General features: G+C 72.4%; 9 protein-coding genes. 6 read left to right on the top strand and 3 right to left on the bottom strand.

Annotated features, from left to right (window positions below; genetic code table 11):
* The coding region (locus D6689_12370) for a hypothetical protein (protein RMH40928.1) at positions 1-627 on the bottom strand (627 nt) is incomplete at its 3' end.
* Positions 628-782: 155 nt separating this feature from the next.
* On the opposite strand from D6689_12370, the gene trpS reads away from it, so the two are divergent.
* The 5 genes from trpS to D6689_12345 all read left to right on the top strand — a co-directional run bounded on the left by trpS (position 783) and on the right by D6689_12345 (position 6,460).
* A complete protein-coding gene (trpS, locus tag D6689_12365; protein RMH40927.1) occupies positions 783-1,760 on the top strand; it encodes a tryptophan--tRNA ligase in 978 nt (325 codons plus the stop codon).
* Positions 1,751-2,185, top strand: a complete 435-nt coding sequence (locus D6689_12360; protein RMH40926.1) for a hypothetical protein — start codon at positions 1,751-1,753, stop codon at positions 2,183-2,185. The genes trpS and D6689_12360 overlap by 10 nt, the downstream gene beginning before the upstream one ends.
* A 708-nt stretch (positions 2,186-2,893) precedes the next feature.
* Positions 2,894-4,771: a hypothetical protein gene (locus D6689_12355; GenBank protein ID RMH40925.1), complete on the top strand. Its 1,878-nt coding sequence runs from the start codon at positions 2,894-2,896 to the stop codon at positions 4,769-4,771.
* Position 4,772: 1 nt separating this feature from the next.
* Complete coding sequence (locus D6689_12350) at positions 4,773-5,771, top strand: hypothetical protein (GenBank protein ID RMH40924.1); 999 nt, start codon at positions 4,773-4,775, stop codon at positions 5,769-5,771.
* Positions 5,768-6,460 carry a hypothetical protein gene (locus D6689_12345; GenBank protein ID RMH40923.1) on the top strand — a complete coding sequence of 231 codons (693 nt, stop codon included), beginning with the start codon at positions 5,768-5,770 and terminating at the stop codon, positions 6,458-6,460. The genes D6689_12350 and D6689_12345 overlap by 4 nt, the downstream gene beginning before the upstream one ends.
* A gap of 426 nt (positions 6,461-6,886) precedes the next feature.
* Here D6689_12345 and D6689_12340 read toward each other — a convergent pair whose 3' ends face one another.
* Both D6689_12340 and D6689_12335 read right to left on the bottom strand, forming a co-directional pair.
* The gene (locus D6689_12340) at positions 6,887-8,728 is read right to left on the bottom strand and encodes a hypothetical protein (GenBank protein RMH40922.1); all 1,842 of its coding nucleotides are present in this window, start codon (positions 8,726-8,728) and stop codon (positions 6,887-6,889) included.
* Between the two features lie 133 nt (positions 8,729-8,861).
* Positions 8,862-10,055, bottom strand: coding sequence for a PEGA domain-containing protein (locus D6689_12335; GenBank protein RMH40921.1), 1,194 nt, complete (start codon positions 10,053-10,055; stop codon positions 8,862-8,864).
* Between the two features lie 91 nt (positions 10,056-10,146).
* Between D6689_12335 and D6689_12330 the strand changes: the two genes are divergently transcribed.
* Positions 10,147-11,679, top strand: a complete 1,533-nt coding sequence (locus D6689_12330) for a HAMP domain-containing protein (GenBank protein ID RMH40920.1) — start codon at positions 10,147-10,149, stop codon at positions 11,677-11,679.
* Positions 11,680-11,699 lie beyond the last annotated feature (20 nt).

The following is an 11,699-nucleotide window of genomic DNA, read 5'->3' as shown; positions in this document are numbered from 1 at the left end:
GCCGTGGTCGCCGGGGTTGACGGCGGGCGGGCGGCGCGGCGGAGTGGGCGGCGGGGGGACGACGCGGCCGTGGTCGCCGGGGTTGACGGCGGGCGGGCGGCGCGGCGGAACCGGGTCGACGACGACCGTACCGCCCGGCGGCCGCGCGGGAGGCCGCCGGTGGTCGCGCGGCGGCCGCGGCGTGCCCCAATTGGCCGGCACCTCTTCGGTGTAGCGACCTCGCGGCGGGCGACCGTCGCGGTGGTCGCGAACGACCACGCCGCGCGGCAGGCGGTTTCGCGGCGCCCAGTAGCCCGGCACGTACACGTACCGGCCGTCGACGAACCCGTAGTAGGGCTCGATGTACACGTAGCCGTCGTAGCGCACGACCCACTGGCCGGGGATCCACTCCCAGTCGTAGCCGTTCCAGTGCCAGTAGCCGTCGACCCAGACATACCCGGGGCCCGGCGCGGGCGTCATCTCTTCGTACAGCGGCTGCGGCGGTGCGGCGCTCACGTAATACGGGTTCGGCGCGGTGGCGCGCACGTGGAGCGAGCCCTGCGCACTGACGCGGGCGGGTCGCGTCTCCCGGACGACGCACGCGCTCGCCGACAGCGACACGGCTGCCGCCGCGACGACGGCGCCCAAAGTGAAACGGTTCATGACCTGCCCTCCATGCGTGACGGTACGACGTGGTGCGCGCGGCGTTTCTTCACGCTGTGACGACGCGCGTTCACGATCGCGGCGAGAATCGCCGGGTTCGTGTTGCAGTTTCCAGTGTGTCGGATTATGCACGTTTTTCAATGAAGACGGTGTTTTCGGGAATTCAGCCGTCGGGGGAGCTGCACCTGGGCAACTACCTCGGCGCGATTCGCAACTGGGTCGCGCTGCAAGACCAGTACCAGTGCGTGTTCTCGGTCGTCGACTACCACGCGATCACGCAGCCCTACGAGCCGAAGGAGATGCGCCGCCGCGTGTTCGACATGGTGACGGACCTGATCGCGTGCGGCATCGATCCGGAGCGGTCGATCCTGTTCGTCCAGTCCCAGGTGCCCGAGCATACGGAGCTGTGCTGGATCCTGAACACCGTGACGCCGTTCGGCGACCTCAGCCGGATGACTCAGTTCAAGGACAAGGCACAGCGCCAGGCCGACAACATCAACGCCGGCCTGTTCGACTACCCCGTCCTGCAGACTGCGGACATCATCTTGTACAAGGCGACCGCGGTGCCGGTGGGCGCCGACCAGGTGCAACACATCGAACTCGCGCGCCGCATCGTCCGCGCGTTCAATCGCCGCTGGGGCAAGGTGTTTCCCGAGCCCGAACCGGTGCTGTCGTCGACGCCGAAGATCCTCGGTCTTGACGGCAAGGCGAAGATGTCCAAGTCAATCGGCAACACGATCGCGCTGAGCGAAGACGAGCGATCGATCCGCAAGAAGCTGGCGCGCGCCGCGACTGACCCGGCGCGCGTCACGCGCGACGACCCGGGCGATCCGGACAAGTGCAACGTGTACACGCTGCACACGTTTTTCTCCGACGATGCGTGCAAGCGGTGGGTGCGAGACGGGTGTACGACCGCGGGGATCGGCTGCAAGGACTGCAAGACGGCGCTCGCCGACAACATCGTGTCGCACCTGGCGCCAATCCAGGCGCGCAAGGCACAGCTCGCAGCCGACCCGGACGGCGTGGCCGACACGCTCGCGCGCGGCGCCGCGCGCGCCAAAGAGATCGCGTCGCGCACGATGGCCGAGGTGCGTGACAAGCTCGGCCTATGGCCGTAGGCGGTCGCAGGCGAGCGCTGGCGACCGCGGTGAGCGTGTTGCTCGCCGCCGTGCTCGCCGTCGCGATGGCGGGGCGCGCGTGCGGCGCCGAGGACGACTCGCCGGTCGGCGCGGTGCGCGCGTTCGTCGCCGCGGCGCGCGCGGGCGACCGCGATGCGCTGTACGAGCTGTTGGGACCGCGGACGCGTGCGGCGCTCGACGCGCGGGCCGCGCGCGCCGGGCAGCTCGTCGGCGGCGAGCGCCGGTTCTCGCCGCGCGAGATGATCGCGGTCAGCGCCGCGGCCGACCTGCCGCCGCCGCGCGACTACGAACTCGTCGAGGCGCGCGATGGACGCGCGGTCGTCGCCATCGTCGACGCCGACGGCGAGCGCCACCGCGTCGACCTGGTCGAGGTGGACGGGCGGTGGCGGCTCGAGCTGTTGTGATCGGCAGGCGCTGCGATTAGTTGTGCCTGCATTATTTGGGTACCGGCGCCGCCGGTTCGGTCGCGCGCCGGGGCGTCGCGCGCGCCGCGAAGGCGCGCCCGACTCGGCCAAGCGTGACGCGGCCAAACGTAATGTGGGGCCGGCGGTTTCCCGTCGGCCCCACGGCGTCCCCCTCCCTGTGTGGCAGCGGCAGTTGCCGGAAGGAAACAACTGCCTGAATATGTGGATCTGGATATACGCGACCGCGCGGAGCCGTGCAACCGTTTTCGGCGCCGCCCGGCTGGCCTCCATCGCCCGCGCGACCGGCGCGGCGCGCCCGCCGGCCGCGCGACTCCCCGAGAAGTCGACGCGAAGGGAGCAGCCGCGTGCGTCCGGCGCCACACGCCGCCGAAAATAAAATGTGAGGCCGGCGGTTTCCCGTCGGCCCCACGTGTCCCCCTCCCTATGTGGCAGCGGCAGTTGCCGGAAGGAAACAACTGCCTGATTTGTTCTTCACGTATAGTCGATCCCGAGCGCGGCCGCAAGAGGGTTTTTGCCGCTCGTTGCCGATTTCGAACCCGAGTTTGCCGGTTGTCGGGCTCGCCCCGACGGCTCTCCCCCACGCTGGCGTCCGAGGTCCCCGGGCCCGGTCATGTCGCGGCCGCCGCGTCCCGGCATCGCGCGTGCGGCCGTGGTTCCCGCCTCGGTCCGCCGGTACACTGCGGCACCGTGGCGACGCGACGCGATCCCGGCCCCGACGCGGTGCGACCGCGGTGGGTGTTCGATGCGCTGCCCCCGTCGCTCGCGCGCCGCGGCGGCGAACCCGCCAGCCACGCGTTTCGCCAGGACATCGCCACGTTCGTCCGAGAGGTGCTCCAGAACGCGAACGATCAGGCCATCGAGTTCCCGGAGGTCCACTTCCGATTCGTCGAACTGGCCGGCGGCGACCTGGCGGACTTCCGCGACGCGGTCAGGTGGCCGGAGCTCGAACGCCACCTGCGCGCGGCCGCGCGGACGCGCGGCGGTCGCGCGATCGCCGCCGCGCTCGACGACATTCGCAGGCGTGGCCGCCTGCGGCTGCTGTGCGTGGAGGACCGCAACACCGTCGGCCTCACCGGCGACGAGTTGCACGGCGACTCGCACTTTCGCGCGCTGTGCAAGGACACCTTGTACAGCCACAAGCGCAGCGACGGCGCCGGCGGCAGCTACGGGCTCGGCAAGTCAGTGTTGTGGGCGTTTTCCGGGCTGTCCACCGTGCTGTTCAACTCGAATCTCAGCGAGCACGCGCCCGGCCAGCGGTCTCCCCGGCTGATCGGCCGCGCGGAGTTGCCGTCGCACGAGGTGCAGGAGGGCACCCGGCGGTGGTACTCCGGGCCGGGGTGGTTCGGTCGGCCCGTCGCCGCCGCCGAGGGGATGCGCGCCGAGTCGGTTTGGGGCCAGCCCGCCGGCCGGCTGGCCGAGCGCCTGCACCTCGCCCGCGGCGACCACACCGGGACCAGTCTGCTCATCCTCGGGTTTCGCGATCCGACGAGCGACGACGAACCCGACATCGAGACGCTCGCGGCCCGCATTCGCGACGCGACCGTGCGCGAGTTCTGGCCCGCGCTGACCATGCCGGGGCGCCCGCTGGTCGTGTGGGTCGTCACGCCGGCCGGCGGCCGCCTGATCAGCGCGCGCGACCTCGCGCCGGTCGAGCCGTTCGTCGACTGCTACCGCGGTCGCCACAGCGACCGCGACGCGGTCGACGAGCCCGGCGACGTCGCGGTGCGCGACATCCCGATCGACGTTCCGGCGCGGCGCGACGGAGCGCGTGCGGTTCGCGGCCACGTGCGGCTGTGCGTGCGGCTCGCGCGCGAAGATCGCGAGGGCCGGGCGGATCCGCTGCTCGGGCACGTCGCGTGGTTCCGCGGGCCCGGCATGGTGGTGCGTTATTGGGACCGCCGCAGCCTGGCGCTGGGCGCGCGGCCGTATCACGCGGTCCTCGCCTGCGGCGAGGCGCGCGAGCCGGAGGAGCCGACGGATGCCGACCGCGCCGTCGAGCGGTTCCTGCGCGCCGCGGAGCCGCCCGGCCACGACGACTGGACCACGACCGCGGCGCTCAAAGCCGAATACAAGCGGGGCTACGCGAAGGCGCTCGCGGCGATGAAGGCCCAGGTCAGCGCGGCGCTGCGCGAACTCGTCGTGCCGCGGCCCCGCCAGGGGACCACCGGGCCGGACCGACTGCGCCGCCGGTTTCCGATCGGCCGCGCCGGCGGCGCCGGGGGCGGCGCCAGCGCGTTTCGTTTCTCGGGGCTGTCGGCCCGGTTCGAGGGAGGACGCTGGCGGTTCGCGGGGGCGGTTGCGCCGGCGCAACCGATGCAGCGGTGGGAGTGTTCGATCCGGCTGTTCGAGCGCGGCGAGGACGGCTCCGCCGCCATGGACGTGCCGATCGAGCGCATCGACGACTGCGCCGGTGCGACGTCGGTCGACATCCACGCAGGGGTCGCGCGCGTCGTCGCGGCGGACGGCGCGCGCGAGGTGGCGTTCTCGGGGCGCAGCGCGACGCTGTCGGACAACGCGGTCGGCCGCGGCGAGCTGACGCTCGAGGTCGCGGGCCGGGGCAGCTGACATGGGGCGCGGCCAGACGATCAAGCGCCAGCAGTTTCTTCCCTACCGGTACGACCGGTTCGGCGTCGTCGCCACCCCCGAGCGGTGCGCGATCGACGGCGCGCGGACGGTCACTGCCGTGCGCGCGGACCGCCACCTGGTCGATTTGTCCGCGCACCGGTTCGACGAAGCGACGATCGAATGGCGGCTGGACGTTCCGGCCGCGCTGATCGACGCGGTCCTGCCGCCAGGGGAGCGTGCGGACCCGCCGGTGGCGATCGTCGTCGCGGTGCGCTGCCCGGCGACGCGCCTGCGCACCGCCGTGCGCATCCCGTGGGCCGATGTGCGCGACGGGAAGGCGCGCGCCGCCACGCGCATTCGGCGCGGCGACGCGCGCGGCAGCGTCGACGTGGTGGCGCTGGCCGTTCGCACGCGCGATGCGAGCGATGCAGTCGACGGATACGCGATGGCGCGCGGTGCTCGCCTCGCGGGCAGTCGGCCCTGGGAGCTGCGGTTCGACCGCCTGCGCGATCCTCGCGGCGCGTATCTCGACGTGCGCTACGCGCGGTTCGGCGACTACGGGCCTCCGCAGTTTCCGTCGCCGGCGAGTCTCTATCAGCTCGATTGCGACGGCGACAGCCCGGTGTTGTGGCTCAACCTCGACCACGAGCGCGTGTGCGAGGCGCTCGACAGCAACGCGAACGTCGGCACGCGGGCGGCGATCCGCGACGTGCTGTTCGACAGCATCGCTCACGCGGTGTGGACGCGGCTGTTCGTCGAGGCGGCCGAGCAGGTGCGCGACGGCGACGAGCCGCCATTCGAGTGGCAGCGCAGCGTGCTGGAGCGGTTTCTGCCGGCGCTGTATCCGCACTGTACCGATCACGCGGCTCGCGTCGCCGCGCTGCGCGAAGAACGCGAACAGGGGGACGCCGGTCGCGTGCTCGATCGCCTCGACGCCGTGTTGCAGGAGCAACTGGACGTCGCGGTGCACGCGGCGCGCCTGATCGAGAGGGCGGAGTGATCCTTTACCGGCTCAGTCACGAGGCGTCGCGACTGGTGACGCGAGAACTTGCGAGCAGCGACGGCGTTCGCTACGCGATGGACGACGTACGGCCGTTCGTCGAACCGTGCGAGCGTCGGATCGACCTGTCCGCGTTCGATCGCGTCGTGCGCGAGCTGTTGGCGGCGACGTCGCGCTACGATGCGGCGTTCGACGCGCTGGCCGCGCCGCGGCTTCACCGCGCGCTGCCGCTTTCGCGCCGCGAGGCGGCCGACCCCGGCGTGTGGCGGTTTCTCGCGGTGGTCCACTGTCCCGAGCTGGTCCGCCACCGGTGGGAGTTTCGCGCGTGGGCGCCGATGCGCGCGCGCTTTTGGCGGCCGGGAACGCGACCGGACAGCAACGCGATCGGCCGGCTGTGGTGGATTGCGGAGCTTTGCCGCGACGGAGACGACTACGCGCTGGCCGAGCGGCTGTTGGCGCGCCAACCGGTCGCGAACGCCGCGTTCGTGCGCGCGTTCTGCGGGTACCGGCCGGCGCTCGCGGCGTTCGCCGACGTGGTGGCGGACGCGCCCGCCGACGAGGTGGAGGCGGTCGCGCGCCGGTTCAACGCGCTGTTGAGCACGGTCGTGGTGGAAAGTCAGACCCGAGCCGACCTGGCCGATTGGCTGCGCCGGCTGAGGGCTGCGGTCCGGGCGGGCGACGAGGGCTGACGGCCGCGGCGAGGGCGCGGCCGAAAAGTGGGGCCGGCGGAAACGAGTTCCGTCGGCCCCGGGCGTCCCCCTCCCTGTTTTGGCTGCGGCAACCACCGGAAGGAATGCGGCTGCCTGATCGTGGTGTCGACAACCGATTGCAATCGAAAGGCCGACCACAATGTAGCGAGAAAGCGTGGTGCAGGGTCGTACGCCGCGTTCAGGTTCTGTTCAATGCTTGAACAACCCGATGCAATCCGTGGACGGCTGCCTGCCGGGAGTGCAGCGCGCAATCGTTTGAAATTGGGGGGCGGGACGGTCGGACGCGCGCGACGGCGCCGGTCGGGTGGCGCGCGCAGCGCCCCATCGGCGGCTCGCGCGACAGCCGCGTCCCACCGGCGGTTCGCACGAGGTCGCGTTCCGGTCGCCGGGGGGCGCCCGGCGGACTCACGCGGCAGGCGGGGCGGGCGGCGCGTCCCGGTCGCGATCGGCGGGACCCGGGGCGTCGCACGCGTGGTCGTGGTCGTGGTCGTGGTCGTGATCGCAACTGCCCGCGTCCCCGTACGGGCTCAGGATCTGGCCGAGGAAGCCGCGCGGCCCCTGGCGCAACAGCGACGCGAGGAACACCGCCGCGAGCGCGGCGAGCGCCGCGAGTTCGAGCGCGCTCGGCGACTCGAGCGCCGCCTCGTGCAGGGCGATGGCTCCGGCCGCCGGCATGGCCGCGTTGACGAGCAGTCCCAGACCGATCGACAGCAGGGCCATCGCAGTGCCGAACGCGAGGGCGATTCGCCGTCCGTGCAGCCGCGACAGGATGCCGAAGGTCGTGACGTTGGTGGCCGGCCCGGTGAGCAAGAACGCGAGCGCCGCGCCGGGCGACACGCCCTTGTGGATGAGCACGGCGACCAGTGGCGTGGCACCGGATGCGCAGACGTAACTCGGCATCCCCAGCACGGCGAAAAGCGCCACGTCGGCGCCCGCCGGCAGCCCCGCGAGCCAGTCGGCGCGCAACGCCGGCTCGACGACGGACGCGATCGCCAGACCGAGCAGCAGCCACGGTCCCGTGTGGTCGACGATCTCGCCGAAGCCGAAGCGCAGGCCGCGGCGCACGCGCGCCGCGAGGCTCTCGCCGCCCGCGGCGGGTGCGGCGGCGGGCGGGGCGCCGTGCGCGGTCGCCGGGGCGAGCCGGCCGATCCACCAGCCGACGGCGAACGCGGCGAACGCGGCAGCGGCGACCCGCGCCGCGGTCAGCTCGGGGCCCAGCAGCGGCAGCGAGATGAGGATTGCGTCCAGACCCAGCTCGGGCGTCGCGACGAGGAACGCCATCGCCGCGGTCGCCGGCACCGCCTGCTGCACGAGCGTCTGGTACAGCGGGATCACGCCGCACGAACAGATCGGTAGCGGCAGGCCGAACACCATCCCGCGAAGCGCCTGCGCCGGGGCGCGCCCGCGCCCCATCCACGCCAGCGTCCACCGCGGCAGGAGCACCTGCACGACGCCGGCCATCGCGAACGCCAGCAGCAGGGCCGGCGCGCTTTCCAGCGCCAGCGCAAAGAACGTCGCACCGACGTCGAGCCCCTCGGCAGCCGCGTGCAGCGGCAGGTGCGTCTCGGACAGCGCCGCGACCATGCCGAGCGCCGCGAGGGCGCCGGCGCCGGCATAGATGCGCCAGCGGCCGGTCGCGGGCGACGCGAGGTCCGGGTGCGGCCGGTGAAACACGACGTGCAGCACCGAGCCGGCGACCAGGCTCTGGAAGTAGCCGAGCCACGACTCGGCCAGCAACGATGCGATCGCGTCGCCGGCGGCGTAGCCGGCGACGGTCGCGGCGCCGAGCGCGGCCAGCGCCGACAGGGCGAGGCGAGACCGCCGGTCCGGGCGCAACACCCACCACACGGTGATCGCGACCGGCAGCCGGTGCAGCACGACGGCGACCGCCAGCATGTGGGCGCCGTGGCCCGACGCCGGCTCCGCGAGCGCGACGCCGTCGAAGAACGCGTGGACGGTCAGGCCGGCGATCGCGAGCACGACGGTCGCGGTGTGGGTGTGGCGCGCGGCGCGCCGCAGCGTGCGCTCGAGCAGGCCGGGGCCGAGGAGGCCGACGAGCGCCATCGCGATGGAGCCGAGCCCGGCCGCCGCGATCGCGTGCGGGATGACGTGGATCGTCATCAGGCCGGCGATCGCGACCACCACGAACCCGTCGAGCGCGGCGAACGAGCCGCGCGCCGCCCGCGCCGCGCGAAACAGCAGCGGGCCGGCGGCCAGAGCGATCAGGCTGACGATGAGCAGCGACATCGGGGGCGTGCGGGCACGCTAGCCGAACTGCCCGGCGATTGCAGCCGCCATCCGGCGCGGCTCGGCACGTGACGTCGACCGGCGGCCCGGCTCGGGGGGCAGCGGCCCTCTGGTCGCCGCCATCCGGCGCGGCTCAGAATGTGATTTCGACGCCGGCGCCGACCACGCCGGGACCGACGGCCGGCGTCACCGTGACCGCTCCGGCCTCGCGGCTGTCCGCGCCGCCGGGTTCGATGTAGCCCTTGTAATAGAAGTACGTGGCCGCCAGTGCCGTGGCGACCGACGTGCCGATGAGCACGTTGGTGAGCAGGGCGCGGTTGCGACCCTTTTCGCAGGTGTCGATGAGGTCTTGCGCGCCCGCGACCCCGCGGTTGTTCTCGGCGATGGCGCACACGTCGGTGAAGTCGCCGTTGCTGTCGCGCGGTGCGTTGCTCACGTCGGCGCCGTTGGCGACGAGCCGCTCGAACTGCTCCTGTTTGTCATCTTCGAGGCTGCGCACCTGCGTGCCGGTGATCGTGAACGCAGCGACGGACGCGCCGGTCGCGACGACCGACGTCCAAAACAGCACGCGCGACACCTTGCCGGGCCGCTCGGGACCGCCGCGGGTCGCGGGCTCCAGATGGACGGTCACATCGAGCACCTCCCCCGGCGAGATCGTGATCTGCGATTCGTAGCGGTCGAAGCCGTCGGACTCGACCGCCAGCGCGTGGACCCCCTCGCTCAGGCCGCTGACCGTCGCGCCGCCGGCACTCAGCGTCGTCTTGACCTCGCCGTCGACGTACACGGTGCCCTTGCTCGCGTTGGCGCGCACGCGCACGGAGCCGGTGTCCGGAACACCGGTGAGCCGGTTGTACAGCGTGCGGGCCCACTCGTTGAGCTTGTCGCCTGCGGCGGCGTCGTACGGGACGATCTCGCTCAACGTGCGCTCCATCGTGCCGGTTTCGACGTTGAGCAGTTTGAGCGACACCTGGAAGCCCTCGGCACGCTTTTCGACCTTGCCGTACATCAGGGCGTCGGCGCGAAGCTCGCGGCCGATCGCCGCCATGCACGCGCGCCCCTCGTCGGCGCAGTCCGACAGCAGCTTGAGTTCGAGCAGGTCCTTGTTGCTGTTCGGCGCGAGCTGATAGCTGCCCTTGCCGAGCATCGCGCGGTGCCGGAGCGCGTTGGTGAACTCGGCGGCGAACGCGGTGGACCGCTCGTCGATGCCGGAGCCGTCGTCGATCACCTCGAGGCCGAGGATCGCGACGGTCGGCTTGGCGTACGCGAGCGCGTCGACCGCGAGCCACAGACACAGGGCGACGGCGGCGGAGAGCGAGCGGCGCAGCATCGGCGCTCATTATATACATGAGCGCCGATGCTGCGGGGGCCCGCGCGGCGCGGCACGACCGGCGGCCGGCTTTCGCGGTAGGGTTGCCGGCATGGCACGCATTCGCGGTCTCACGACGATCTCGGCGCGGATTGTCGTGGCCTTCGCCGTGCTGATCGTCACGTTTGGCGGGGTGTCCGCGTACTCGGTCGTGAACCTGTCGCGGCTGGGGCGCCAGATTCGGTTGATTCGCACCGGCTACGTGCCGCTCGCGCTCCAGGCGAAGGAACTCGAGGAGAAGCAGACCCAGCTGCGCGAGTTCCTCGACGATGTGACCGCCGAGTCGTCCGCCGCGCGCGTCGAGGCGCGCCTGCGCAGCTACCTCGCCACGCGGGCGCGCGACCTGCGCGAGGCAATCGAGATGGCGGACGCGCTGCGCGACGTGCCGCCGGGTCACCGGGCCGGCGTCGCCGACATTCGGCGCCAGCTGGCCGAGTTCGCCGAGGCGATCGATCGCGCGGCGCCGCTGTACGACGCGCTGCTGGCCGATCCGCCGCTGGCGGGCGTCGCGCCGCGGGATGCGGCGGCGCGCGACCGGGCGCAGCAGGCGCTCGAGCGGCTCGTCCGCAGCGAGACGGAGCTGCGCAGCCGGCTGTCGCGGTTCTGGCGGTGGCAGCGGCGCATCGTCGAGGCGACGGCGCTGCACCTCGAGGAGAGCGAGTCGTACGTGCGGCAACTCACGCTGGGACTCGGCGGGCTGGCCGTGCTGTTGGGCGTGCTGGTCGCGGTGTGGGCGACGCGATCGCTGTTGCCGCTCAAGCGGCTTCAGCTCGCCGCGCGCCGGATCGCCGCCGGTGACTACGCCAGCCGCATCGACGAGCGCGGACCCGCCGAGGTCGCCGAACTCGCCCGCGAGTTCAACGTGATGGGCCGCGCCGTCGAGTCGCGCGAGCGCGACCTCGTGCGGTCCGAGCGGTTGGCCGTGGTCGGCAAGATGGCGGCGAGCATCACGCACGAGGTGCGCAACCCGCTGTCGTCGATCGGGTTGAACGCGGAGCTGCTCGAGGAGGAACTCGCGGCGCTCGGCGGCGACGCGGCCGGAGAAGCGCGCGCGCTGTGCCGCGCCATCCAGACCGAGGTCGACCGGCTGACGTCGATCACGGAAGAGTACCTGAACTTCGCGCGGCTGCCGAAGCCGAAGCTGCACCCGCACGACATCAACGCGATCGTCGAACAGCTGGTGGACTTCGAGCGTGAGCCGCTCGCGGCGCGCGGGGCGACCGTGGTCGCGGAGTTGGCGACCGCGCTGCCGCGCGTGGAAGTGGACGATCAGCAGCTCCGCCAGGCGCTGCTCAACTTGCTGCGCAACGCCGCCGACGCGCTCGAGGAGGCGGGCGGCGGCACCGTGGCGGTGCGGACCCGGCTGGCGCCCGGCGGCCGTCGCGTCCAGATCGAGGTCGCCGACGACGGACCGGGCATCCCCCCGGACGTGGTCGACAAGGTGTTCGACCCGTTCTTTTCCACCAAGGACCGCGGCACCGGGCTCGGCCTGGCGCTCACCCTTCAGATCGTTCGCGAGCACGGCGGCGCGATCGAGGTCGATAGCGCGCCCGGCCGCGGAACGCGGTTCGTCGTGACGCTGTAACGCGGCGCTTGGCGGTATCA

The sequence above is a fragment of the Deltaproteobacteria bacterium genome (assembly GCA_003696105.1).
GTDB lineage: Bacteria > Myxococcota_A > Polyangia > Haliangiales > J016 > J016.
This window is presented reverse-complemented; position numbering and strand designations above follow the sequence as displayed.